25 protein-coding genes are annotated in these 24348 nt (G+C 48.8%); 11 read left to right on the top strand and 14 right to left on the bottom strand.

The features are described 5' to 3' along the window. Positions 1–17: 17 nt before the first annotated feature. Positions 18–1475: an oligopeptide:H+ symporter gene (locus NX720_RS04940; protein WP_262599788.1), complete on the bottom strand. Its 1458-nt coding sequence runs from the start codon at positions 1473–1475 to the stop codon at positions 18–20. 265 nt (positions 1476–1740) lie between these two features. Here NX720_RS04940 and fabV point away from each other — a divergent pair, with 265 nt between their 5' ends. Both fabV and NX720_RS04930 read left to right on the top strand, forming a co-directional pair. Next, a complete protein-coding gene (gene fabV / locus NX720_RS04935; protein WP_262599787.1) occupies positions 1741–2943 on the top strand; it encodes an enoyl-ACP reductase FabV in 1203 nt (400 codons plus the stop codon). Between the two features lie 380 nt (positions 2944–3323). After that, entirely contained in the window at positions 3324–4208 is an 885-nt protein-coding gene (locus NX720_RS04930) for a hypothetical protein (protein WP_262599785.1), read from the top strand. Between the two features lie 67 nt (positions 4209–4275). Here NX720_RS04930 and NX720_RS04925 read toward each other — a convergent pair whose 3' ends face one another. The 10 genes from NX720_RS04925 to tnpA (NX720_RS04880) form a co-directional block, all read right to left on the bottom strand. Then, a complete protein-coding gene (locus NX720_RS04925; protein ID WP_262599784.1) occupies positions 4276–5763 on the bottom strand; it encodes a hypothetical protein in 1488 nt (495 codons plus the stop codon). 120 nt (positions 5764–5883) lie between these two features. Then, complete coding sequence (locus NX720_RS04920; RefSeq protein WP_262599782.1) at positions 5884–6600, bottom strand: electron transport complex subunit E; 717 nt, start codon at positions 6598–6600, stop codon at positions 5884–5886. Continuing rightward, complete coding sequence (rsxG, locus tag NX720_RS04915; RefSeq protein WP_262599781.1) at positions 6593–7309, bottom strand: electron transport complex subunit RsxG; 717 nt, start codon at positions 7307–7309, stop codon at positions 6593–6595. Before rsxG ends, NX720_RS04920 begins: the two co-directional genes overlap by 8 nt. Further along, positions 7309–8424, bottom strand: coding sequence for an electron transport complex subunit RsxD (gene rsxD, locus NX720_RS04910; protein ID WP_262599779.1), 1116 nt, complete (start codon positions 8422–8424; stop codon positions 7309–7311). Before rsxD ends, rsxG begins: the two co-directional genes overlap by 1 nt. 51 nt (positions 8425–8475) lie before the next feature. Then, positions 8476–10731, bottom strand: coding sequence for an electron transport complex subunit RsxC (gene rsxC, locus NX720_RS04905; RefSeq protein ID WP_262599778.1), 2256 nt, complete (start codon positions 10729–10731; stop codon positions 8476–8478). Beyond that, on the bottom strand, positions 10728–11333 hold the full coding sequence (rsxB, locus tag NX720_RS04900; protein ID WP_262599777.1) for an electron transport complex subunit RsxB: 606 nt from the start codon (positions 11331–11333) through the stop codon (positions 10728–10730). Before rsxB ends, rsxC begins: the two co-directional genes overlap by 4 nt. 19 nt (positions 11334–11352) lie before the next feature. Beyond that, entirely contained in the window at positions 11353–11937 is a 585-nt protein-coding gene (rsxA, locus tag NX720_RS04895) for an electron transport complex subunit RsxA (RefSeq protein ID WP_262601531.1), read from the bottom strand. A 260-nt stretch (positions 11938–12197) separates the two neighbouring features. Further along, a complete protein-coding gene (locus NX720_RS04890) occupies positions 12198–13931 on the bottom strand; it encodes a CyaA/EF/ExoY family adenylyl cyclase toxin (RefSeq protein WP_262599776.1) in 1734 nt (577 codons plus the stop codon). A gap of 105 nt (positions 13932–14036) precedes the next feature. Next, on the bottom strand, positions 14037–14648 hold the full coding sequence (locus tag NX720_RS04885; RefSeq protein ID WP_262599775.1) for a glutathione S-transferase: 612 nt from the start codon (positions 14646–14648) through the stop codon (positions 14037–14039). 140 nt (positions 14649–14788) lie between these two features. Continuing rightward, complete coding sequence (gene tnpA / locus NX720_RS04880; protein WP_262599773.1) at positions 14789–15202, bottom strand: IS200/IS605 family transposase; 414 nt, start codon at positions 15200–15202, stop codon at positions 14789–14791. Between the two features lie 22 nt (positions 15203–15224). On the opposite strand from tnpA (NX720_RS04880), the gene NX720_RS04875 reads away from it, so the two are divergent. Beyond that, entirely contained in the window at positions 15225–16283 is a 1059-nt protein-coding gene (locus tag NX720_RS04875) for an RNA-guided endonuclease InsQ/TnpB family protein (RefSeq protein WP_262599771.1), read from the top strand. 40 nt (positions 16284–16323) lie between these two features. On the opposite strand, the gene NX720_RS04870 is transcribed toward NX720_RS04875, so the two are convergent. Continuing rightward, complete coding sequence (locus NX720_RS04870; RefSeq protein WP_262599770.1) at positions 16324–17130, bottom strand: ankyrin repeat domain-containing protein; 807 nt, start codon at positions 17128–17130, stop codon at positions 16324–16326. 391 nt (positions 17131–17521) lie between these two features. Beyond that, a complete protein-coding gene (gene tnpA, locus NX720_RS04865) occupies positions 17522–17950 on the bottom strand; it encodes an IS200/IS605 family transposase (protein ID WP_262595354.1) in 429 nt (142 codons plus the stop codon). Positions 17951–18015: 65 nt separating this feature from the next. Between tnpA (NX720_RS04865) and NX720_RS04860 the strand changes: the two genes are divergently transcribed. The 8 genes from NX720_RS04860 (at position 18016) to NX720_RS04825 (ending at position 23506) form a co-directional block, all read left to right on the top strand. Beyond that, a complete protein-coding gene (locus tag NX720_RS04860; RefSeq protein WP_262599769.1) occupies positions 18016–19188 on the top strand; it encodes an RNA-guided endonuclease InsQ/TnpB family protein in 1173 nt (390 codons plus the stop codon). 82 nt (positions 19189–19270) lie between these two features. Next, complete coding sequence (locus NX720_RS04855; protein WP_262599767.1) at positions 19271–19993, top strand: SDR family oxidoreductase; 723 nt, start codon at positions 19271–19273, stop codon at positions 19991–19993. Positions 19994–20005: 12 nt separating this feature from the next. Next, positions 20006–20551, top strand: coding sequence for a hypothetical protein (locus tag NX720_RS04850; RefSeq protein ID WP_262599766.1), 546 nt, complete (start codon positions 20006–20008; stop codon positions 20549–20551). 55 nt (positions 20552–20606) lie between these two features. Beyond that, complete coding sequence (locus NX720_RS04845; protein WP_262567266.1) at positions 20607–20900, top strand: IS1-like element transposase; 294 nt, start codon at positions 20607–20609, stop codon at positions 20898–20900. A 16-nt stretch (positions 20901–20916) separates the two neighbouring features. Beyond that, positions 20917–21369 carry an IS1 family transposase gene (locus NX720_RS04840; protein WP_262595740.1) on the top strand — a complete coding sequence of 151 codons (453 nt, stop codon included), beginning with the start codon at positions 20917–20919 and terminating at the stop codon, positions 21367–21369. A 354-nt stretch (positions 21370–21723) separates the two neighbouring features. Beyond that, entirely contained in the window at positions 21724–22389 is a 666-nt protein-coding gene (locus tag NX720_RS04835) for a hypothetical protein (protein WP_262599765.1), read from the top strand. A 124-nt stretch (positions 22390–22513) separates the two neighbouring features. Then, complete coding sequence (locus tag NX720_RS04830) at positions 22514–23212, top strand: hypothetical protein (RefSeq protein ID WP_262599764.1); 699 nt, start codon at positions 22514–22516, stop codon at positions 23210–23212. 9 nt (positions 23213–23221) lie between these two features. Beyond that, positions 23222–23506 carry a DUF2288 domain-containing protein gene (locus tag NX720_RS04825; protein WP_262599762.1) on the top strand — a complete coding sequence of 95 codons (285 nt, stop codon included), beginning with the start codon at positions 23222–23224 and terminating at the stop codon, positions 23504–23506. A 71-nt stretch (positions 23507–23577) separates the two neighbouring features. Here the strand turns inward: NX720_RS04825 and pstB are convergent, their stop codons facing one another. Beyond that, positions 23578–24348 (bottom strand): phosphate ABC transporter ATP-binding protein PstB, encoded by a 771-nt coding sequence (gene pstB / locus NX720_RS04820; RefSeq protein ID WP_318654088.1) that lies wholly within the window; start codon positions 24346–24348, stop codon positions 23578–23580.

Raw genomic sequence — 24348 nt, 5'->3', positions numbered from 1 at the left:
AGCGAGTCAGCCTGAGCCTAATTTTCAGAGGTCATCAGTTTGTTCAGCATGGGTGCTGTCACAAACATGATCAGGGCAATAGCCGCTACAATAATTCCTGTCGTTTCGAAGAATGCGCTGTAGACGGGCAAGGTGTCCAGTGCAGTCGCGCCGCTATCCGTTTCTACAGCCGTGAAACCTGCTACATAACCAGCGACGACGGAGCCTGCCGAAGCCGCCAGAAACCAAGCCCCCATTATGAAACCATGCATAGTCTCAGGAACCAGCTGCGCGACCATGGCAAGGCCAAGGCCGCTGATCAGTAGTTCACCCAGAGCCTGGGCCAGGTAACAACCCACGACCCAGGCCGGAGCGACCAGCCCCAGATCACTGGCAAACCGGGCTGACAGAGGGATCAGCAAAAAACTGACAGAGGTCAATGCCATACCGGCAGCAAACTTGACCGGCATACTGATGGTTTTGCCGGCGGCACTGTTGTGGTTGTAGAGGTAAGCAAGCACCGGGCTCGCCACCATGATCCAGAATGGATTCAGGGACTGGAAAGAGAGAGGGTTGATCACAAAACCGAAGATCACGTTTTCAACATTATTAATGGTGAAGAAGTTCAGGGAGGTCGGCATCTGGTAGTACATTACCCAGAAAATGCTGGCTTCCAGCATCAGTACAAGGGCAACAAGCATCTTGCCACGCTCAGTGCCGGAAGAAGCCAGAATTTCCCTGAAGAAAATCAGCACAACGCCGCCCCCCATCACTGCCAGCAAAATGTTAGCAATCATCATATGTTTCAGAATGGAAGCATTGATAAAGCAGGTCACCAGTACGCCAGCACAAACCAGGATCAGTCTTCGGAAAGATACCGGACTGAAGTCTGGTGCGGAGCCGTAATCTGCGACCCAGTGACGAAGCATGAAAAAATTGGTCAGAGCGAGCAGCATACCAATGACGCTGACCATAAAGCCGGTTCCCCAGTCAAAACGGTCTGCTATATAGGGAACCGCCAGCAACGAAATAAAGGAGCCAATGTTGATGGCCATGTAATACATGGTGAAAGCACTTTCCAGACGGTTGTCGCCTTCTTTGTAGCACTTGGCCAGAAGACTGGAAGGGTTCGCCTTGAACAGACCGTTACCGGCAGCCACCGTACCGAGAGCCAGGTAGACCATCTCAATGCTATTACCAGCGATTGTCATGATCGAATAGCCTGCCGTTAGCACCAGAGCCCCGAGAACAATGGTTCGCCGGGTACCAAGAACCTTGTCTCCCAGAAAGCCTCCAACAACAACCAGCCCCGTCGTCAGAGCATTGAACGCCCCAAAGATAATAAATGATTCGGACTCCGGAACGCCCAGTTGACGAACCAGGTAAAAGGCCAGAATGGCCTGAAGCCCATAGAAACCAAAACGCTCCCATAGCTCAAGGAAAAAAATCAGATAAAAGGATCTGGGCTGCTTCAGTACGTTCAGAGGTTGTGACATTTCAAGTCTGCGACGGGAATGATCCGGAAACATATTTCAAGGTGGCACAAAATAATGAAAAAACCAGTTTATTAATGGTCAGCTGAATTGAAACAAACAGCGGTCACTCAATTTTACAGGGCGTTACCCTGCTTCACGCTCTCAGACTTTCTGAGGCCCGGTCTTTAAGGTACTCTTTCCTGCACTGATTCTGATTCCAGTTAACTCGTTCCGTTTATGGAGCGCCGGCCACGATTAAGGTCGGACTGTCTACCAGGGAAAACGTATGATTATCAAACCAAAGATTCGTGGCTTTATCTGCACAACCACCCATCCAGCCGGTTGTGAGAAAAACGTACAAGATCAGATTGAGTTCGTTAAATCCCAGCCAGCCCTTGAAGGCGGTCCAAAACGTGTGCTGGTGGTTGGTTCTTCCAGCGGTTACGGTCTGGCTTCCCGTATTTCTGCTGCTTTTGGCAGTGACGCAGCCACCATTGGCGTGTTCTTTGAAAAGCCGGGTACTGAACGTAAGCCGGGTACAGCGGGCTGGTACAATTCTGCTGCTTTTGAAAAGGCCGCTCACAAAGCGGGCCTGTACGCTAAAAGCATTAATGGCGATGCGTTCTCCCATGCGGCTAAACAGAAGGTCATTGACCTGATCAAAGACGATCTGGGACAGATCGATACGGTTGTGTATTCGCTGGCCTCCCCGGTGCGTAAGTTACCTGACAGCGGTGAAGTGATCCGTTCGGTCCTGAAACCCATGGGGCAGACTTACACGGCCACCGCAGTTGATACCAACAAGGACGCACTGTTTGAAGCCAGTGTTGAGCCTGCCAGTGATCAGGAAGTTAAAGACACAGTCACCGTCATGGGAGGAGAAGACTGGGAGCTGTGGATAAACGCCCTGGCAGAAGCGGGTGTTCTGGCTGAAGGTTGCCGAACCCTGGCATACAGCTACATCGGTACTGAGATTACCTGGCCTATCTACTGGCACGGTGCGCTGGGTCAGGCAAAGATGGACCTGGATCGTGCGGCAAGTGCTCTGAACGATAAACTGGCAGCCATTAATGGTGGCGCTAACGTTGCGGTTCTGAAAAGTGTGGTCACTCAGGCGTCATCTGCGATTCCGGTAATGCCCCTGTACATTGCCATGGTATTCAAGAAGATGCGTGAGGAAGGCGTGCATGAAGGCTGTATCGAGCAGGTATGGCGCATGATGTCTGACCGCTTGTATCGCACCGACGGCACAGTCCCGACGGATGATGAAAACCGCCTGCGCCTGGATGACTGGGAGCTGCGCGACGATATTCAGCAGCACTGCAAAGACCTGTGGTCACAGCTGACCAACGAGAACCTGTCTGAACTCACCGACTATCGCCAGTATAAGGAAGAGTTCCTGAGCCTGTTTGGTTTTGGTCTGGAAGGTATTGATTATGAAGCGGATGTGAATCCGGTTGTTGAGTTTGATGTCATTACACTGGACTGACAGGGCTCGTCAGGCACTTTAATTAAACTCTGAAGCCCCTTTTGGGGCTTTTTCCCTAGAGAACTATTAAGCTTCATTCTTAGGATAGACATTAAGGACTTGCCTTTATTCACTGGTTCTGAAGCAGTACTTTGGGCCAGCCGTTCAGAAGTACCAAGACAGGTTCTGCGGGCTGCACGGGTACATGGTGTGAACCTATAATTGCATCGTATGACTGCCGGCCACTCTGAAGCCCTTGTGGTGCAATGCGTATTGCTTAATGTCTACCCTAAGAAGCTTCATTGAGTCCGGAGCGCTATTTGTTACCTGAATGATAGTATCTTCATCGACTGACTTTTTGGTTGTTGCGATATAAAAGACAACAGACTAAAGGAGTTGGTATGTTTCTAAAATGGTTGATAGAGTTAATCGCCTTGATCCTGGGCATTAGTATTCAAACTGAATCCACCTGTAATGTTGAACCGGGTATCTATATTTCCAACCCGGATGGACTTAAGCTTGTAGATACAGACTTACTATTTAATTATCAGATGTACAGTAAATACCAGCGACTGGATTTGAAAGGCAGGTTGATACTGACGGTTGATGCGGAAAAGCAAATGTCGCTGGCTGGCTTTCTCCAGAAAGAGACGGTTTCTTTTTACTATGTACCAATTCTCGGAAGGTTTGTCGCTCCCCCTGAAATTGGAAGGGTTGAATTTTCACAATTACAGTCTGTCTGTAAGGGTAATCTAGTGGTACTGAGTTGGCTGGGTAATGAGAGTAGTGATCAATACTCATACAGTGGCCTACTGAAAGGTTATTTTGAAAATAAAACAAATTCAATATTTTCAACATTACCCAGCTTGTCTAACTTCAGTATTCGTTTTGGTTGGGGAGATGAAAAAAAGCAGTTGCTTTTGAAAAAGTTAGACATACCTTATGAAGCTGATTTGACAGAGGCGGATGAATGTTTAATCCCTGGTGGGGTTTATGAAGGCATGCAGTTTAGTGATTTAATTGAAGTTGAGATTGATAATAATAAAATAAACCTGACATTACAGAGTCAGGGTGTTATTTATAACGGTTCTCCGATAGCTCCGGATCCTGTTTTGTATAATTGTCAGGGGTATCGCCTGATTGTTATTTATATTAATAGTGAAGGCAGGGATACGGTGTTTGCGGGGGAGTGGAACGAGAATGAAAATAGTATAGGAAGTATACAGCACATTGAAACATTGGTTGAAGGGAATAGTCTGAACGTGAATTTTACACCTGTACAATAGTGGCGAAACAGCAAATACCAACCTTTTGATTTTCCTGCACTTACAGGCATTGAGTGCTGCGGTCAATTCAGTTGCTACTTTTTAATCTGTTCCAATAGTAGTCACTCCAGGTCTCCGATAAATCCTGCCTTTTGCTGTCTTCAATATATGAAAGGTCGTTAAAATTGCCATTCCATAAAAACGGGAATGATCTTTTTTCTTTGTTGCCATCAGCAACCAGTGCCTCGAACAGGCTTCCTCCGCTTCCTGCTGTCAGTACACTGCCCGGTTGTTTTATGCAATCCACAATAAAGTCGTATATTGCCTCATACTGTCCGTCCCGAATAGCGAAAACATCATCACACCATTCATTTTTTTTGGACAGGTGAAATGCTATGGAGTCAAGCCATTGAGCGGGTGCTGAAAATCCACAGGTTGACGCAAAGTCGATATCAAGATCGAGGTAAACATAGCTTTTAGGTAAACCGTTGTCATCATAGCTTTGTCTACCAGCCAACGCGACACGCATGGTGTCACTGACGGCGGCAAAAACTTTTTTGGGGGAGGTTGGCTTAATGCTTGACAGAAAGTGATACACAGTTGATTGATCGGCCTCTTCCAGGTAGCTCAAATCCGCATCCTGCAGGTTTTTTACGGCAATGCCAGCGTAGTCTGAAAGTGATAACATCGCCTGTTGCTCAGTTTTACTGATAAGACCTGGCAGGTACCAGAGTATGACCTCGTCGTGGGCATAAGCCATTTGCCATGAACGAAGATTGTTGGCGTATTTCAAAGGCATATCGGAGCCGACCCAGATGAAGTTGATTGAGAGACGGCCAGACTGCTCACTGATGGGAAAAGACATTCCCTCCTGGCTAAGAAATTTTTCAACCCAGTAAAAAGGCGTACACTTCCTGGTGGTGTGTGTCTGGGCGTAATTTTTCCAGTCTGCTTTTGTACGGCTTTTCATTGCCCGGGTTCGATAGCTGACTTCATTCTGTTGTGCGAGCACGGCAAACCTGCAGGCCAGGTCTTTGTTTTGCTGATCCAGTTGCAGGCAGTGCTGATAAACGTCATTGGCGAGTGCAGGTTTTTTTCGATAAAGATCCGCTAGCGTCCAGCCGGAATCGGTGGTACGGGTATTCCAGATTTGCTGCAGAAACGGTGTCCAGGTCCCAAATAAACTCGCGAGTACCCGGGGCAGTTTTTGATCTGCCTGAGAAGCGGTCAAACTGTGTGCCAGAATGCCTCTGATGCCTTTCAGCACATATTGCTCATTGACAGCTAGAATTTTGAAGTATGCTCTTAATGAGGAAAGGCCTGCCTCCGGTGACATGATATAGCCAAGAACAGTATCAGGAGAAAACTCACCGGCAAGAGCCATAACCATTTTTTCTGCATCATGGTATTCATTCTCTGATGAAAAAAAATGCTTTTTTCTTGCCAGCGCTGACAAGGCGTCATCCTTCATCAGCCTGTCAGGCCGGTGGATATTTTCCAAGGCAATCTCAGCGCCATGAATGACGGTGGTAATGGCCAGAAAAAGAAAGGTAATGACCCACCTGCAAATGCTCATTGTAACGGCTGCTTCCTGATTTAATTATTTTTTGACAACAGTCATGAAAAAAGTTTCAGCCTGTTGTCCGGCGGGCAATCATCCCGCTGGTGCTGACAGGCTTGCAATTATCATCATGAGTTACTGGCTGACACTTCCGGTCACCCGGACACGACGACTTCCAATCTCTTTCTGCGGTTCTTTCGCCTTGCGTGCCTCTTCCAGCTTTTTATCGATGACGTTTTTAAAAGCGATCAGAAAGCCCATAAAGACAAAGGCACCCGGTGGCAGAATGGCAAACAGGAACTGCTTGTAGTTGGGGAAGACGACCAGCGTCCAGTTTTCAGCCATTGGACCAAACAATAGATCCATACCTGAGAACAGAGTCCCCTGACCGACCAGCTCACGCATGGCACCCAGCAAAACCAGAACCGCCGCAAAGCCTGTACCCATCATCAACCCATCAAAGGCGGCAGGCACTACCGGGTTTTTAGAAGCGTAGGCATCGGCGCGACCAAGGATAATGCAGTTGGTTACGATCAACGGGATAAAGATACCCAGAATACGATACAGCTCGTAGGTGTAAGCCTGCATCAGCAGTTCAATGCAGGTGGTCAGCGAGGCAATGACCATCACAAACACCGGCAGACGAATAGCGTCGGTGACCTGATGCCGAATCAGGGACACGACAATGTTCGACCCCATGACCACCATCATAGTGGCAAGCCCCAGACCCAGAGCATTGACGACACTGTTTGAAACACCCAGCAACGGGCAAAGACCCAGCAACTGAACCAGTGCGGGATTGTTTTTCCAGAGGCCATTCAGAGCAATTCTGGATGCAGAATCATTAGCCATTTTTTTGCTCCTTTCTAGCGTCCTGACTGTTGTGCATTGCCTGAAAACCCTGTTTGAACAGGGCGTCCTTATGTTCGGCAAAATAATTCAATGTGCGGTAGACCGACGCGACCACTGCCCGTGGTGTTACGGTTGCTCCGGTAAACTGATCAAAGTTACCGCCGTCCTTACGGACAGCCCAGTGGCTGGGTTTGGGATTATTCAGCGACTTTCTGTTAAAGCCCAGAATCCAGTCGGTGACATTGGTATTGATCTTGTCGCCCAGCCCCGGCGTTTCTTTGTGCTTAACCGCTCGTACACCCGCCAGAGTGCCATCGGCATAAATGCCAACCAGCAGCTCAATACGACCAGAATAACCGTCTGGCGCAGTGGCTGGCAGAATCACCGCAACAGGCTGGTTGCCACGAAAGGCGACATAGCCATCCTTTTCCGTGGTATTAGCCAGCAATGGTTCTGGCGGCAGGCTGATCCGGGTATCCAGCAGAGAGTTGTCGTGGGTGTGTAGCGGCAGAATTTCCATCAGTGCCCTTGCTTCAAACGCACGAACCTGGCTGGCAATGCGACCTTCGGTAAGCACATAGGTGCTGGAGATCAGCCCGACGGTTAATACAGCAAACAGCCCCAGTCCAAGACTGTTGCGGGCAATGCTTTTTACCAGTGTCTGTTTTGCAGTTGTCTGTTCTGTTGGTGTCGTTTCACTCATAACCATTAATCCGTCTTCGGCAGTCCCTTTTTAGCCTTTTTATGACCGTAGGTGCGAGGCTGGGTGTAATAATCAATGGTGGGCGCTGCCATGTTCAGCAGCAGTGTGGCAAAGGCGACACCGTCCGGATATCCACCCCAGGCACGGATCACATAAGTCAGTACACCAATCAGTGCGCCAAAGATCAGTCGGCCTTTTGTACTGGTGGCGCTACTGACCGGGTCGGTAATAATAAAGAATGCACCGAGCATGGTAGCACCGCTGAACAGATGGAACAGTGGCGAACCATTACTACCGGAACCGATACCGCCCCAGAACAGGGTTGCCATAACGGTCATGGCAGCCAGCATGCCCACCGGAGCATGCCAGGTGAAGACTTTCTTATACAGCAGGAACAAACCGCCGAGCAGGTAGGCGATGTTCACCCACATCCAGCCTTTGCCAGCAAAGGTTCCCAGGATATCGTTGGCCTCACGTAGCTCCGCCATGGTCAGGGTGGTGTTTTCACGAACAATGTCCAGCGGCGTTGCCATACTGATGGCATCCGGCTGAAGCTGTGCGATCATCATGCTCCGGGTGCGCGGCGTTGCCATACTGATGGCATCCAGCTGAGAAGTATCTTTGAAGATCGGGAAAATATGCTCAAAGGCATCGGTGAAACCGCCAACATACCCTTCCAGCCCGTTTGGTGCCTGCCAGTGGGTCATCTCCTGCGGAAATGAGATCAGGAGCAGCACATAACCGAGCATGGCCGGATTAAACGGGTTATTACCCAGTCCGCCGTACAGTTGCTTGCCAATAATAATGGCAAAGGCGACACCGGTCAGGGTCAGCCACCAAGGCGCAAAGGGTGGCAGAGCCAGCGCCATTAACACGGCGGTAACAATGGCGCTGCCGTCGGACAGGAAAAAAAACAGTGGGCGGTTTCGCATCTTCAGGATCAGTGCTTCCGCTCCCAGTGCTACCAGGGAGCACCAGACTATGTTGATCGATGCCCCCCAGCCAAAGAACCAGGTCTGTGCCAGAATGCCGGGAATCGCTGCTATTAACAGCAGTTTCATCACTTGCTGTGTGCTGTTGGGCCCACGAGCGTGGGGGGATGTCTGTCGAACCAGAGTCATCTTTTTTACCAGATAGTAAGCGGGCTGAGAGATAAACCCTCAGCAACCGTTTCAAACATGTGCTTCAAGCGCTTTCTGAGCAGCTTCAGCTTTCTTTTGAGCAGCCTTTAATGCCGCTTCCAGCTCAGGCGTAACTGAATCGGCCTGATCCAAAGCCCTCTGTGCCTTTTTCAGGGCGGCTTTGGCCATGGCGCTTTCAATTTTCAGCTTTTTGGCTTCATCCGTCTGTGCTGGTTTTGCTGCTTTGGACTGACTCGTCTGACTTGCGGGTTGAGTACTTGTGTGCTGAGTACTTGCGTGCTGAGTAGAAGGTGCCTGAACAAGCTGTTCCAGTTTCTTACGACATTCGTCAACTGTTTCCTGAAGCGCCCGGGTTTCTGCACTGCTTTCTTCCAGCGCTTTTGCCAGAGCACGTTCCGCTTTCTTCAAGGCAGCTTTTGCCATCGCCTGCTCGATCTTCAGTTTTTTGTCTTCAGGAGAGGGTGCCGGTTTAGCCGCAGGCGGGGCAGACATGGCAGCATCAAACTGCTTTTGCAGTTTCCCGGCCTGCGTCTGAAGCATTTCCACATTGGCTTTCAGCTTACTGGTATCACCTTCACCGGTTGCTTCCGCTTTGCTCAGTGCCCGCTGGGTCTTCTTCAGTTGAGCATTGGCCATAGACAGGTCAATTTTCAGCTTCTTCTGCTCGGGAGTGAGCTCTTGCTTACCTGCTGCTCCTCCAGCACCAGAAGAGCCAGCTGCCTTCTTCGCCCTGGCGCGTTCGATAGCGGCTTTCACCGGATCGGTTTCTTCAGTGGTGGCCGGGGTTGCACCGGCTGCTTTCTGTGCTTTCAGCAGGGCGGCTTTCTTAGCATTTGCCTTGCGTCGTGCTTCTTTCTCTGCCTTTTCACGTTCCAGACGATTCTGGCGGTTTTCATAACGGACTTTCGAACGTTCTGATTTTGCGTGTTTGGCTTCAAGGTTGCGTATTTCACCTTTGGAAGCCCGGTAGTATTGCACCAGTGGAATACTGCTTGGGCATACGTAAGAGCAGGCACCGCATTCGATACAGTCAAACAGGTTATGGTGTTTCAGCTGGTCGTGGTTTTCTGCCTTGGCGTGCCAGTACAACTGTTGTGGCAGTAGAGACGCCGGGCAGGCTTCTGCGCACATACCACAGCGAATACAGGCCTGGGCAGGCGGTGCTGACGGAAACTCCATGTCGCTGCCGGCAATGACACAGTTACTGGTTTTAGTCACCGGTACATCGGCGTCGTCCATTGTGAAGCCCATCATCGGGCCACCCATGATCAGGGTCTTCAGTCGTTCCTGCTTGAGTCCCGTCACCTGAAGTAAATTGTGAACCGGTGTACCCAGCAGAACTTCCAGATTCTGCGGCGTCTGCAAGGCTTCACCGGTCAGGGTGGTGATTCGGGAAATCAGTGGACGACCATGGACAACGGCCTCTTCAATAGCGGCCGCAGTCCCCACATTTTGTACGACAATGCCCAGGTCCGCAGGCAGTTTACCGGAAGGGACTTCCTGCCCGGTCAGAATCTGTATCAGCTGTTTCTCGCCACCGGACGGGTAACGGGTCGGGAACACCACCACTTTGATCGTGTGACCCTTACGCTGTGCCAGTGCTGTTCTCATGGCGTAAACCGCTTCCGGCTTGTTGTCTTCAATACCGATCAGGCAACGTTCGGTCTTCAGCAGGTGCATCATAATTTCAGCACCGGCGATCACCTGCTCAGCCCGTTCCCGCATCAGCATATCGTCAGCGGTGATGTAAGGTTCGCACTCGGTACCGTTAAGAATCAGGGTGTGAACCGGGTTTTTCGGAGCCAGCTTGATGGCCGATGGAAAACCCGCTCCCCCCAAACCAGCAATACCGGCATTGCGAATCACTTCAACCAGCCGTTCAGGGTCTGTCTGACGGTAGTCTTCTATTGGATTCAGTTCACACCAGCGGTCTTCACCATCACTGTCAATAACAATACAGTTGTCGTTCATTCCGGACGGGTGAGGAATGGCATGAGGTTCAATGGCCTTGATGGTTCCGGAGGTAGGCGCATGTAAGGGCACACTGACAAAGCCGGTTGCCCTGGCGATCAGCTGACCTTTCAACACTTTGTCACCAGCCTGCACCACGGGTTCCGCAGGCGAACCCGCATGTTGCGACAGGGGTAATATCAGACGTTCAGGCAGTGGCGCAGGCTTAATGGGCAGGCCGGTAGACTGGTGTTTGTTTTCCGGTGGATGCACACCGCCGGTCAGGGGCCATACTCTGGCGTTGACTTGTTTCAGGTCGATCAGGGACGTGTTCATACAGCCTGCCCCCGCTGGTCAGTAGCAATCAGGTTTTCGTCAGAAAGTCCGGTAAAGGCCGGAGACTGCTCCGGCAGCTCCCAGCGCCAGCTTCTTGTGGTTACTTCAATAGGGCGCATTTCTATACAGTCAACAGGGCAGGGTTCGACACACAGATCACAACCCGTGCATTCATCACTCAAAATAGTGTGCATCTGTTTGGCAGCCCCAAGGATGGCGTCCACCGGGCAGGCCTGCAGACACTTGGTGCAGCCAATGCACTCGTCTTCACGAATAAAGGCGACACTGACAGGCTTTTCGGTACCGCTCTCAGCATCCAGGGGCTCGGCTTCAACATCCAGCAGATCGGCCAGGGCGTTGATCGTCGCCTGCCCGCCCGGAGGGCAGCGGTTAATGGCTTCCCCATTGGCAATGGCTTCTGCGTAAGGGCGGCAGCCGGGATGGCCGCATTGTCCACACTGGGTCTGGGGCAGCAGTTCGTTGATCTGGTCAACAATTGGATTGCCTTCCACTTTAAACCGCACACTGGCAAAGCCCAGTATGGCACCGAAAATCAGTGCCAGGGCCAGCAGGGCGATAATGGCATAAACAATAATTTCCATGTTGGCGTCGTATTCTCCCTTACAGCCTGATCAGACCGGTAAAGCCCATGAAAGCCAGCGACATCAGGCCAGCGCTGATCATACCGATAGCGGCTCCCCGAAAGGGTGCAGGCACGTCGGCAGCGGCAAGGCGCTCGCGCATGGCAGAAAACAGTACCAGCACCAGGGAAAAGCCCACGGCTGCGCCAAAGCCATAAGTGGCAGAGTCCACCAGAGAGCTGTTCATGCGGTTGCTGTTCAACAGTGCCACACCCAGTACGGCGCAGTTACTGGTGATCAGGGGCAGAAAAACACCCAGCACCCGATGCAGCAGGGGGCTGACTTTACGTACTACCATCTCTGTAAATTGCACAACCACGGCAATGACCAGAATAAAGGAGATCGTCTTCAGAAATTCCAGGCCCAGCGGGATCAGCAGATATTTATACGTCAGATAGCTGCAAATTGAAGCCAGGGTCAGTACAAACGTGGTCGCCAGGGACATGCCCATGGCGGACTCCAGCTTATTGGAGACCCCCATAAACGGACACAGCCCCAGGAACTGCACCAGTACGAAGTTATTGACCAGTATGGCGCTGACAAGAATCAGCACCAGTTCACTTATTTGATCCATTGTTCATTCAGTCCATAGCGGAGTTTTTAAAATAGCCGCTCTACAAGTTTCCAGATACCGGCAGGGCGGGGTCGATACTGCCGAAACTGCATTTGGCGTTAAATACCTTTAAAGCCTATGGTTATTGTCCGGATATTCCGGATTACGTTCCAAAAGGCGTAATTAAAAAATCTGCGTGATTATATCCATATTGGGTGTCTGGTGCATCGTAGAATTCCACAGACCTTAGCCTGTGAACAGGGTCCAATGGACTAGTGCCGTTTGGTTAGAATCATTGGTTCGCCCACCACTGCGCTGTATCGTCGGAAGCTTTTGCTGCGAACACGGTGAATGCTTCCCCATGACGGGTTGGTAGGGGCATAGTAGCCACTGTCTTTCAGGAGGTTGATAAAGGCCTTCAGCTGCTTTTCATCTTCGATGATGTAAAAACGTTCTGTCAGGGGGGCAATGATTCTGGGCAGAACCACTGTTAAGGGGAAGTTGCTGTCGAGATCAGAAACCGGATTGTTGTTATCGGCCCCATGATGGAACATCGGGTTCCGGCTGGTGCGCCCTATGGCGTAGTTGAGCGCACGTAAATAACGTTCTTCCTGTCTGGTCAGGTTGCCATAAACCTGATCCATTTTTTTCAGGAAGGACTTCAGACTCTGAACCTCTAGCTGTATTTTTGCGAACTCCGCTTTTGACTGCTCTGATAATGCTTTCCCTTCCAGTCGGGCTACCCGTTTGCGAATTTCATCCGGGTTAATGTCTGGCACTGGCACTTTGTCTTTGCCAGACAGGTCAAGATCTTCCTGCAGGGAATAAAGGAAGCAAAGGTCATAATCCGGTATCAGTGGAATCACCTTAAGCGGTACAAATTCATCGTTTTCCTGTATGTCGATAAGCCATTCGCCGTCTTCTGTTTTTGTACCCCGGTAAAAAAAAGGTTCATATTCGGGTAATGGCCGGCACTGAAAGGTGATCTGATTGTCTGCAAGGTATTTCAGATGTTCAATGAGGGGTACATCGGAACCCGGTAGCTTTAGCGTCTGTAAATTCTTCAGGTGTTGATCGGTTTGCTTCAGCTGTACGGCTTCATCAGCCCGTTCGTCGGCATAACCCTGAAATTTGTGCAGTTTGTCGGCGGGAGCATCAAAGAGTTTGCCGTATTTCTGATTGGCGGGTAGATAGGGTGACTGCGCTCCCCATGTTGAGGACTTCAGTTTGTAATGCAATGCCTTGGATTTAGCGCCATCCAGAGCAGGCAGTGTAGCGGTCTCCGGAAACGGTCTGATAGCAATAACCAGCCGGAACACTCTGCAGGTTTGAGCAAGTTCATTCAGATGTTCCTTTGGAATACCCTGACCAGGATAAGACCGAACGGCATCAAGCCCCCCGATGTCCGGCAGTTCATCCATGTATTTCAGTAGTTCCGGGGGGGTTAGCTGGCGCTCCAGTTTGGGAGGCGAAGAAACGGGCATCGAGCGACTACGTTGAAGTATTTTTTTGCCAGGCAGATCACCCCGCTCCTTGCCCTGAACCAATGATCCGGTCAATGTCGATGGCAGTGTTATTGAGCTGGTCTCTGTTAAGGATGCACTACGACATTGCCGGAACGAACCGAATCTGGACTGTACAGATAGAAAGTGCGGCGTCGGTTCACTCCCCTGAGAGTCAGTACTCAACTGACTGGAGCGTCGTCGGCTGAAGTAACCGTAAGGTGATGACCATTTCGGCTGCTCAATGGCTGGCGCTCCTTCGTCCGGAGGGCTTGACGCAATGGGTGAGAGGGCGGAAGGCAGTATTGTATCCTGTGTTTGGGCAATTTTAGTTGACAGACGAAACTCTATAGGTATTGCCGGAGGTATGGAGTCATCGGGTCTGTCACTTGAGGCTCCTGTGTAGGGGGTAACATCCAACCCCCTGGCTTTCTCTTCAGGCGTCGTAGTGTTAGTTAATGGCTGCCCCGGATATATTCCGGGTTTTGGCTGACTTCCTTCCAATGGTTAAGCCTCTGAGACGTGGGTTCGACAGGCATTGGACAATCAAAGGTGAGATAAGTTCGGTACAGAAAGGCTTGATGAAGTCTTTCATCAGGCATCTGGCCGCTATTTCCTGGCCGGTTGCCAGACCGCCCGCTTGTTCATGACTGACCGAAAAAGGCTTGAGCCGAGAATATTATTCAGCCAGCGGATAAGTTCTGAGTAAGGGCTGCTATAGAACCAGTCCCGATCCACATGAGCAAACTGGCGAACAAACGGGGCAATGCCATAGTCGGTGATGCTCAGGTGGTTGGCACTGAGCCCTGTGGTTTGTAGCAGACGGCCTTCGAGCAGGGATAGAAAGCGTTCGCCCTGCTGACGATAGTATTCAACAGAATGATCCGGGTGGCGGTCAGCGTATTTATACCGGTCGAGCCAGGGCTTGAATTCCCGGTCACACTGCTGAATCAGCTCTGTATCTCCTGCCAGCCAGTGTTTCGGGTCGTTAAGGCTCAGTGCCCACCCCATGATGTCCAGGCTTTCGTCAATCACTTGCCCGCCGGGCAATACCAGTACCGGAACCGTCCCTTTGGGTGATGCGGCCAGCATGGCTTCAGGCTTCTCCCGTAACAGAACCTCCCGATACTCAACGGTTTGCTGGCTGATCGCAATCGCCAGCCTTGCCCTTATAGCGTAAGGGCAGCGGCGAAAGGTGTAGAGTACGGGCTGACTGACCATCGTTGAACAAGGTATTTCCAGCAATTCCATAGTCTCCCGAAGGGTTAAAGTCAGTGAGCTTCAGGCTATTGCAACTTATCGAATGAGCGTAAAACCCCGTACTTTTAGTGCGGGGATGTAAGCTCGTCGGCGACAGCCGACTAATGTGGTGTTCTCTGTTGTTGTACGTACTGTTTGATGATCTCTATAGGAGCGCCACCACAGCTTGCTGCAAAGTAACTCGGACTCCATAGTGCTGATTTGTAGTACCTATTTGCCACTTCAGGATGATGCAGCTTTAACCTTCTGCTTGAAACACCTTTCAGGCTATTAACTAACTTTGATAAAGCAACCTTTGGCGGGTAGTTAATCAACAAATGTACGTGGTCAGACTCCCCATTAAACTCCACCAAATCTGTCTCAAAGTCAGCGCAGACTTTCTCAAACAGGCTTTTAAGCACTGGAAACATATAGCCTTCGAGTACACTATAGCGGTACTTTGTTACAAAGACCAAGTGGCAGTGAAGTTTAAAAACACAATGCCTGCCAGTTCTATATTCATTTGTTTTGCTCATAGACCAATTGTATACTTAGATCATGAAGAAGACAAAGACACTGAAGGTTCGGGTAAAAGACAAGCATGTGTACTTGCTTAACGGCATGGCTCGCTCGGTTAACTTTGTCTGGAACTACATCAACGAACTCAGTACTCGCTCTATCAAGGAGCGTGGCAAGTTTTTGTCTGCCTACGACATACACCCGTACACCAAGGGAGCAGGCAAGGAACTGGGTTTGCACAGCCAATCTTTGCAGTGCATAGCCGCTGAATATGTTACTCGCCGGAAGCAATTCAAAAAAGCCAAGCTGAACTGGCGCAAGTCAAACGGCGTTCGTCGTTCTCTCGGCTGGATTCCAGTCAACACGGGTCAAGCAAAGTGGAAGAGTGGTCAGGTATTTCATAACGGTCATTACTTCTCAGTTTGGGATTCTTACGGTTTGAGTAGGTACAAGTTTCGCTCGGCCAGTTTCAATGAAGACGTGCGTGGCCGTTGGTATTTCAATGTTGTTGTTGATGTTGATACAGAAGCAACAGAGGGTGAGTCTTCAGTAGGTATTGATTTGGGCTGCAAGGAGGCTGCAACAGACTCTAACGGCGACGGTGTTAAAGGTCGTGAGTACAGAGCGCTTGAGGCGAAACTGGGTATAGCCCAGAGAGCTAGGAATAAAAAACGGGTTCAGGCGATTCACGCCAAAATCAAAAACAGAAGGCAAGATATCTTGCATCAATACAGCCGTAAGCTCGTCAATGAGAATGCGGCAATTTTCGTTGGCAATGTGTCCAGTCTGGCAATGACCAAAACCAAACTAGCGAAATCGGTTTTGGATGCTGGCTGGGGAATGCTGAAAACCATGCTGGAATATAAATGCGATCACGCAGGCGTGTTTTTTGAGGTCGTCAACGAAGCTGGCTCCACCCAGACTTGCTCGAACTGTTGGAAGATACCCGACAGTAGTCCGAAAGGTAGGGCAGGTCTTGGAATAAGAGAATGGGCCTGTTCAGAGTGCGGAGCTGAACATTTGCGCGACGTAAACAGCGCCAGAGTCATTCTTGCGGCGGGGCATCGCCGTCTAGCTGTAGGAATCCCCGTCCTTTAGGGCGGGGAGGATGTCAACTTGGGGGACGAGTTACTACCTGCTAATCAGCTGAGTTGCAATTCAGCTCTATGTCTTTATATATGCTGACCTTAGTAATAGGTTTTAACATACATGCAATGTCTTGAAAGCGCTGAAAATATATCCGGTTGATTTTTTTATCATAAAAGTTTTTTGGATTTTTAAGTTCACTCTTATACATGTTCATAAATTTTATAGCGTAATCAAGAGCGCTAAAACTGTTCTTGTTAACCAAATTAGCATTTGCCTTTTTGTCTAAAAGAAGTTTCACCACATCAGGCAATCCTTCTCGAACTGAAAAAATCAGAGCTGTATTCCCGCTAACCCCTTTGGGGTCATGAAATAAGGGAAGAGCATAGTAACCCATTTCGCCTATCACAGGTTCAGCAGGTGTATTTTCCCGATACATTTCTTTATTATTCATGTTTGCCAGGTGATAATAGACAAAGTTCTTTGTGAGGTCATGTAACCCTAGTGCCGTATTAGAGATAAAATCAGATGATTTTAGTAATGCACTGGGCGAATAGAGGTAATATCCGTTTTCCTGATAATTAATGTCTGCCCCAGCCTCGAGCACTGCTTTAATTCGGCTTATTTTATTTTTGGAGTATTCAGCGTAGTTTCTTTCTTTATAAAGTTTCTGAGCAGGGAACATAATTTGCTCCAGGATAGAATAGTTGTTTCGATTTGCTGTGGAGTTGGAATCATATTCAGCAGAAATTTCTATCAGTTTGACGTTGTCTTTTACATCCGCAACCGCAGTGCAGAACCACAATGAGGTGGTAAGAAAAAAACAGATTACACGAAGTTTGGAAATGGCTATGTCCATTAATATATCCTCAATATTGCGTATTTTTAGAATGTGTCTTTTTTGGCCAAAAAGGCTGAAAAAAGATGGTAACTGCTTCGAATTTGTAGACAAATTTCGCCTTCGATTAGTACAGCCCGGTAAAATCAGGAAGTACATTCTCAAAATGAGCGCATTAGCCTCCCCAAAATGAGTAGTTACCAAAAATGAACTGCTGTTATTGATATGATTTTGCACAGTGAGTAACAGCTCTTATTAAGACAGGCGGGAGGGTAATTAGTTCCAATGCCCTCAGTGCTTCCAGGCTTGCCCCGAAAGATTGCCTGTCTACTGGCCGTTTAGCAAAATCGTCGTAAACCCTCGCCCAATGCGGGCGGGGATATAAGACGGGAAGGCGCAGAGCCTTCCGCCATCAATCTGGTGTACTCTGGCTATTAACGTAGTCCTTCAGAGTCTCGATAGTTGCACCGCCAGCACTGCAAGCAAAGTAAGACCTTGACCACATTAAGCCTGCTTTGCTCTGAGCAGTAAGGTGGGTATTCAGCATTCGCAACCGTCTTGATGATGTTGATTTGAGATTATTTACCATGACACTGATAGCCAGTTTTGGTGGGTAGGCCACCAACAGGTGTACGTGATCTTTTTCGCCATCCATTTCAAGTAACTGGCATTCCAGTTTTTCACATGCACTCTCGAACGACTCCCGTAACTGCTTGATCATATAGCCATCAAAAAGCTTTCGCCTGTACTTTGTCGTGAACACCAAATGAACAACCAGCTTGGTAACGCTATGTCGTTTGCGAAGATACCCTTTAAGCAAATCTTTATTGTGTGCGCTCACTTGAAAACCTCTTTCAAATACCTATAATATAAATTTTATATTAATGAGCACTGAAATAACGTTCCATGCTGAGAGCCACCAAAGTACGAATCTATCCAACATCAGAGCAGGCGGAATTTCTCGACCGTCAGTTTGATGCTGTGCGGTTCGTATGGAACAAGGCCCTGGCTATTAAGGTTCATTATTACAAGGTTCGTGGGCAGAGCCTTTCTCCCAAAAAACACCTGAAGCCCTTGCTGGCAAAAGCCAAGAAAAGCCGAAAGTACTCATGGCTGAAAAACGCTGACTCTATTGCACTGCAACAGGCCACTATCAATCTGGATACGGCCTTTCAAAACTTTTTCAATCCCAAATTGCAGGCAAGATTTCCTCGCTTCAAGAAAAAGCATGGCAAGCAAAGTAGCTACCATTGTACGTCTGTCTCTGTGGGCGATAACTGGATAAAAATCCCCAAGCGCAAGCCCATAAGGGCTAAAGTGCATCGTGAAATAGTGGGTAAGGTGAAGTCTATCACCCTGAGCAGAACGCTAACCGGCAAGTATTTTGCCTCCATATTGGCTGATGATACCCAGGAACAACCAAAACAGATTGATAATCTTGAAGCTAATCAGGTTGTCGGTGTTGATATGGGGATTACTGATCTGGCTATCACCAGTACCGGCCATAAGACTGGCAATCCTCGCTTTCTGAAAAAAGCACAACGTAACCTGAAAAGAAAACAACAGGCTCTATCTCGCTGCAAGAAAGGCTCAAAAGGTAGGCACAAAGCCCGTTTATTGGTGGCAAAGGCGCATGAGCGTGTAGCCTTTGCCCGTAATGATTTTCAGCATAAGCTATCAAAACAACTCATCGACGAAAACCAAGCGGTGATTGTGGAGACACTGAAAGTTAAAAACATGCTCAAGAACAAGCGTCTTGCTCGTTCTATTGCTGATGCTGGCTGGCACTCACTGATAACCAAACTCGAATACAAGGCAAAGCAGGAAGGTAAACATCTGGTGAAGATAGACCAGTGGTTTGCATCCTCTAAAACTTGCTCAGTCTGCGATTTGAAACAGGAAAAAATGCCATTGAGAATCCGATCATGGGAGTGTAGCTGTGGTGCTATCCATGACCGGGATATTAATGCAGCTCGCAATATCAAGAAGCAAGGCATATTGAAATTAAAGGCGGAAGGACTGTCCGTTTCTGCTGATGGAGGCTTGCGTAAATCCGGCAGACTGTCGGTTGCTGCCTAAGAAATCAGAAGCCTCACCCGATAGGGTGGGGAGCAGTCACAGTAGCGTTTTTTGAAACGACAAGGCGAACAGGAGAAAACCAATGAGCAAGCCATTAATCGTAGTAACAGGCGCCAGCTCCGGCATTGGTGAGGCGATTGCCCGTCAGTTTAGTGAACAGGGTCACCCTTTGCTTCTGTTGGCAAGACGGATTGAGCGGCTGGAAGCCCTGAATCTGCCGGAGGCTCTGTGCAGAAAAGTCGATGTCACTGACCGGGCTGCCGTTGCAGCAGCGGTTAAAGAAGCGGAGGCGAAGTATGGACCCACTGAGTGCCTGGTAAACAACGCAGGCATAATGTTGCTGGGTTTTGCCGCAGAACAGAACCCGGAAGAGTGGGACAGAATGATTGATGTGAATGTTAAAGGCGTACTAAATGGCATTCATGCGGTGTTGAAGCCAATGCAGGCGCGCAAGGGTGGCACGATTATCAATATCAGTTCTGTGGCTGGCGTTAAAGGGTTCCCAAACCATACCGCATACTGTGGCACCAAGTTTGCGGTTCATGGTTTAAGTGAAACCCTGAGGGAAGAAGTAGCGAACGACAATGTTCGTGTTATTGTCATTGCACCGGGTGCAGTAGAAACAGAACTGTTAAGTCACACGACTTCTGAGGATATTAAAGACGGCTATGAAGGCTGGAAAGACAGTATTGGAGGAGCCGTCACTGCGGGGGATATTGCCGCCTGCGTGTCCTTTGCTTATGGGCAACCGCAAAATGTGTGCGTGCGTGAAGTGGTTGTCGCTGCGACCCGGCAGCAGCCATGAAGAAATGCTGCCGTGCCTGATAATGATATTTATTCATCAGACAATGTACTGCTATTGACCAACCCGGAAAAATTTCAGAATACTACGCAAATTCTAGGTACCCGCCGTGTTCCGGCTGTTGGCTCAAATGAGTTTGGTGCAGTCTGTTATTTTATCGGAGGCTATGTTTTCCGGGGGGACGGCAGACCCCCGAATATCATTTTTAACCAGGGGTTTGTTATGCGAAGGCCCCTTAGGACAATGCGCCAGCTGCAAACTATGACGGGGTCGGTAAATCCATACTGCTATACGGGTCTTGAGGGTGTTTCAGCCACTATCTGTGCAGACGTAGCTGCTCGATATTGTGAAGACTCTGTTTGCGGTTGCGTTTATCTTATCGATGCCGCTTATTTTACTGGCTTTGCCATACCGTCCCCGGCCTATGACCTCAGTTCTTATCCGAAATATCCAATTCTTCCGAAACTCTGTGAGGTCTGTTTCATGCATAGTATTCCCAACAGCAATGTTGTAGGCGTTGTCTGGCCGGAAAATGTGGAGGGGGTAGTGGGGCAAACCTGATATTTTGTAGTTGTTTGCTAAAATACGGCGTATGCCGTATTTATCATAGAGCGATATGAAAATGTGCTCCACACCAGTTCACTGCCCTAAATGTGGCGGTAATGACGTTAAAAGCTTTGGCTACAGTGCTCATAATGTTCCTCGCTACTTTTGCTGTAATGCTGAATGTGAAACCAAGTCCTTTATGCTTGAGTACCGGTACAAAGCTTATGAGCCAGGCGTTAAAGAAAAAGTCGTCGATATGGCAATTAATGGTGGCGGCATCAGGGATACAAGCAGGGTTTTAGGAATCAATAAAAAAACAGTAATAAACACATTAAAAAAAAGAGAAAGGCTTAGTTCAAGTTAATCCCAATATTCAGAAAATGGATCTTGGAACGGGTGCTGTAATTCACGTAGGCCTCGCCTGCCAAGAGGCCGAGATAGATGAACAGTGGTCTTATGTGTTTGAAAAAAGTAACCAGCGTTGGCTTTGGCATGCAGTTGATCATGCGACCAATACTGTTTTGGCTTACGTTTTTGGGAAACGAAAGGATGAGGTTTTCAAAAAACTAAAAGAGCTTCTTGAGCCATTTGGTATCAAGAAATTTTATACTGATGATTGGGGAGCCTATGAGCGTAATATCGACGAAAGTAGTCACATCATCGGAAAAGAGAATACTCAGAAAATTGAACGTAAAAACCTGAATTTTAGAACTTGGATTAAGCGTCTGACCAGAAAGACAATATGTTTTTCAAAGTTAGAGCAAATGCACGATATTGTTATTGGCCTGTTGATCAACAAAATCGAATTTGGCATTGACATCCATGCAATATAACAGGTTTACCCCACTACCGCAATCCTGTCTGGCCTTTGATGTCACACAAGCTTAAACTTGCTGTCAACCCGCACTATGACAAGGGTATGGGAAAACTGAGGGGGGTGGCAGCTGCAAAGAAAGTGGCGAGTCTCTTCAACTTGTAATTTTTGTTAATGCCTTAATTCAGTATGTACCGCCAAAAATGAAGCTTAAATATGGGTTCACGCTTAATAGCTTTGATATTCTCCCTGTTGCTTGTGATTGTCTGATTTTGTGCCATTCTGGAATCGCTTTTTTCGGTAAGCTCTGAGGTCAATTGCTGTGTTTTCTTTCAGTGGATTCCGGACGGCAGCAGTAATGGTCGCTGTCCTGATGAGTGGACTCTTTTTCCTTTCGATAAGTCTCGCCTCTCTTTCGGCAATGGCCAATCCGGTAATAACAGACAGTGGACATGGCATTGTGTTTGATGCCTCCTGTCCGAACGGTGAAAAGGTCTGTGAGAATCATCCGGTTGACTGTCTGGGAGGCTGCGCGCTGAACGCGACGACAGGGGCCACCGTATTTCAATGGGAACGCACTATTTTTGAGACTCAGCTGGATAAGTCTTTACGTGTTGATATTCAGGGAATGAAAAAATGCCTGAGTCGTGATGCTGTTCGTGAAGCTTTGCTAAAGGCTCAGGAGCAAACTCCGGGAACGGGTGCAGAGAAGTTGCCATGTACAGTGAAAGGCTCCGTATGGCGCTATATCTATCCGAAGTATACGGTTTCTCTCCTTGCGAAGGACACTTGTGATACAGCTGGTGACTATCTTAATGAGCTGACAGGCAGCTGTCAGGATTGGAAAAATTCAGTGAACGAAGGTTTATTGTTGTTTGGGTATGCTTTTGCCGGTGTTGCAGCTGCGATAATGAGCTATTTTATAACCGCTCAGATAGGAAGATGTATCGGGTGCGGCAATTTGATTACCATTGGGGACATCTTAGTCAGTGGCTATACCAGTATACAGAGAACGTGCCGTGGATATGCACCTCATTAGCGGTTCGCTGGATTTGGCTGAGGCTGGTTGTGCTCAGCATTGATATCCTCCCTGTCGTTTGCGAGTGTTTGATTTTGTGCCATTCTGGAATCGCTTTTTTCGGCAAGCTCTAAGGTGAACTGTTGTGCTTTCTTTCATTGAATTCCGGGTGGTAGCAGTAATGGTTGTTGTCCTGATGAGTGGACTCTTTTTCCTTTCGATAAGCCTTGCCTCTTTTTCGGCAAGCGCCAATCCGGTAATGGCAGGCAACGGGCATGGCATTGTGTTTGATGCCACCTGTCCGAATGGTGAAAAAATCTGTGAGAATCATCCGGTTGACTGCCTGGGGGGCTGTGCGCTGAACACGACGACAGGAGCCACTGTATTTAAATGGGAGCGCACTGTTTTTGAGACTCTGCCGGATAAGTCTTCACGTGTTAATATTCAGGCAATGAAAAAATGCCTGAATCGTGATGCTGTTCAGTCAGCTTTGCTAAAGGCTCAGGAGAAAACTCCGGGAACAGGTGCAGAAAAGTTGCCATGTACAGCGACAAGCTCCGTATGGCGATACATGTATCCGAAGTATACGGTTTCTCTCCTTATGAAGGACACTTGTGAAACAACCCGATACTACCTTGATGAGCTGACAGGTGACTGCCAGAACTGGAAAAACACCATTGCCGAATTTGGATTATTGCTATGGTATGCTGTTGTCGGTATTGTTGGCGCTGGTACTGTCTTTGTTTTCACCGTTACTGTTATTGCGATAGGTAAGGCTTTGATAAAAGAATGCCTGCTGGGGATAAAGAAAAGGCGCTTTGAACACCTATATAGGCATTTTTAAAGAAGGCTTATGGAAGTAAAAGAAAAACTCAATCTTGAAACCGCCCGTATCTCGTGGCTAGAGCTGGAACGCTTTTTCGCACAGGGTATTGTGTTGAACGTTGCTGAGTCGCTGGATTTGCTTGAGGCTGGTTGTGCTTTTGCAAAAGATGATACAGGGCAGGTACAGAGGTGGCTTGAAAGTGGGCAGTTAGGAAAGGTGACTGACCAGCAGGCGCTTGAATGGCATAAGTTGAACCCGGAGCTATGGAGTGTCGTCGTGCGCCCCTGGATACTGGTTCAGGATCGTTCCTGAAAAGCTTTTGATAAAACACTGAAAAAAAGACCGTACAGCGGAAGCTTGTACGGTCTTTTTTTCTATTACGTTTAACCAAAACGTCCGGTGATGTAGTCGTGGGTACGCTCATCCGATGGTGTCATAAACAGTTTGTCAGTGTCGTCAAACTCGATCAGTTCACCCATCAGGAAGAAACCGGTTTTGTTGGAAATACGGCGCGCCTGGTTCATGGAGTGCGTCACAATAACAATGGTGAAATCCTTGCTCAGCTTATCCATCAGGTCTTCGACACGGGCGGTGGCGATGGGGTCAAGCGCGCTGGTGGGTTCATCCATCAGGATCACGTCTGGCTTCATGGCAATGGTGCGGGCAATACACAGACGCTGTTGCTGACCACCGGACAGGCCCAGTGCAGAATCTTTCAGACGGTCTTTCACTTCGTCCCACAGGGCCGCACCCCGCAGTGACTCTTCTACCACTTCATCCAGTGTGCGCCGGTTGCTAATGCCCTGGGCGCGCAGTCCGTAGGTGATGTTGTCGTAGATACTCATTGGGAACGGGTTGGCTTTCTGGAACACCATGCCGACTTTCATACGCAGACGTTGCACATCAATCTGACCGTAGATATCCAGCTTGTCCAGTTGTACCGAACCATTAATACGGGCATCCGGAATCAGGTCGTTCATGCGGTTCAGGGTACGCAGCAAGGTAGACTTGCCGCAGCCTGAAGGACCGATGAGTGCAGTGACTTCCTTTTCAGGAATGTTCATGGAGATATCGAACAGAGCCTGCTTTTCACCGTAGTGCAGGTTCAGGTTTTCAATCTTGAATTTGCTCTGGTGCAGCTCAGGAGTGCGCAT

It is taken from the genome of Endozoicomonas euniceicola (assembly GCF_025562755.1).
GTDB classification, from domain to species: domain Bacteria; phylum Pseudomonadota; class Gammaproteobacteria; order Pseudomonadales; family Endozoicomonadaceae; genus Endozoicomonas_A; species Endozoicomonas_A euniceicola.
Note: the sequence above shows the minus strand (reverse complement) of the source record. Positions and strands in the feature narration are given on the sequence as shown.

Bases quoted from the DNA above. Each gene is read 5' to 3' on its own strand.
- NX720_RS04940 (WP_262599788.1), bottom strand. From the start codon at position 1,475: ATGTCACAACCTCTGAACGTACTGAAGCAGCCCAGATCCTTTTATCTG.
- fabV (WP_262599787.1), top strand. From the start codon at position 1,741: ATGATTATCAAACCAAAGATTCGTGGCTTTATCTGCACAACCACCCAT.
- NX720_RS04930 (WP_262599785.1), top strand. From the start codon at position 3,324: ATGTTTCTAAAATGGTTGATAGAGTTAATCGCCTTGATCCTGGGCATT.
- NX720_RS04925 (WP_262599784.1), bottom strand. From the start codon at position 5,763: ATGAGCATTTGCAGGTGGGTCATTACCTTTCTTTTTCTGGCCATTACC.
- NX720_RS04920 (WP_262599782.1), bottom strand. From the start codon at position 6,600: ATGGCTAATGATTCTGCATCCAGAATTGCTCTGAATGGCCTCTGGAAA.
- rsxG (WP_262599781.1), bottom strand. From the start codon at position 7,309: ATGGTTATGAGTGAAACGACACCAACAGAACAGACAACTGCAAAACAG.
- rsxD (WP_262599779.1), bottom strand. From the start codon at position 8,424: ATGACTCTGGTTCGACAGACATCCCCCCACGCTCGTGGGCCCAACAGC.
- rsxC (WP_262599778.1), bottom strand. From the start codon at position 10,731: ATGAACACGTCCCTGATCGACCTGAAACAAGTCAACGCCAGAGTATGG.
- rsxB (WP_262599777.1), bottom strand. From the start codon at position 11,333: ATGGAAATTATTGTTTATGCCATTATCGCCCTGCTGGCCCTGGCACTG.
- NX720_RS04885 (WP_262599775.1), bottom strand. From the start codon at position 14,648: ATGGTCAGTCAGCCCGTACTCTACACCTTTCGCCGCTGCCCTTACGCT.
- tnpA (WP_262599773.1), bottom strand. From the start codon at position 15,202: ATGAGCAAAACAAATGAATATAGAACTGGCAGGCATTGTGTTTTTAAA.
- NX720_RS04875 (WP_262599771.1), top strand. From the start codon at position 15,225: ATGAAGAAGACAAAGACACTGAAGGTTCGGGTAAAAGACAAGCATGTG.
- NX720_RS04870 (WP_262599770.1), bottom strand. From the start codon at position 17,130: ATGGACATAGCCATTTCCAAACTTCGTGTAATCTGTTTTTTTCTTACC.
- NX720_RS04860 (WP_262599769.1), top strand. From the start codon at position 18,016: ATGCTGAGAGCCACCAAAGTACGAATCTATCCAACATCAGAGCAGGCG.
- NX720_RS04855 (WP_262599767.1), top strand. From the start codon at position 19,271: ATGAGCAAGCCATTAATCGTAGTAACAGGCGCCAGCTCCGGCATTGGT.
- NX720_RS04845 (WP_262567266.1), top strand. From the start codon at position 20,607: ATGAAAATGTGCTCCACACCAGTTCACTGCCCTAAATGTGGCGGTAAT.
- NX720_RS04840 (WP_262595740.1), top strand. From the start codon at position 20,917: ATGGATCTTGGAACGGGTGCTGTAATTCACGTAGGCCTCGCCTGCCAA.
- NX720_RS04835 (WP_262599765.1), top strand. From the start codon at position 21,724: ATGAGTGGACTCTTTTTCCTTTCGATAAGTCTCGCCTCTCTTTCGGCA.
- NX720_RS04825 (WP_262599762.1), top strand. From the start codon at position 23,222: ATGGAAGTAAAAGAAAAACTCAATCTTGAAACCGCCCGTATCTCGTGG.
- pstB (WP_318654088.1), bottom strand. From the start codon at position 24,348: ATGCGCACTCCTGAGCTGCACCAGAGCAAATTCAAGATTGAAAACCTG.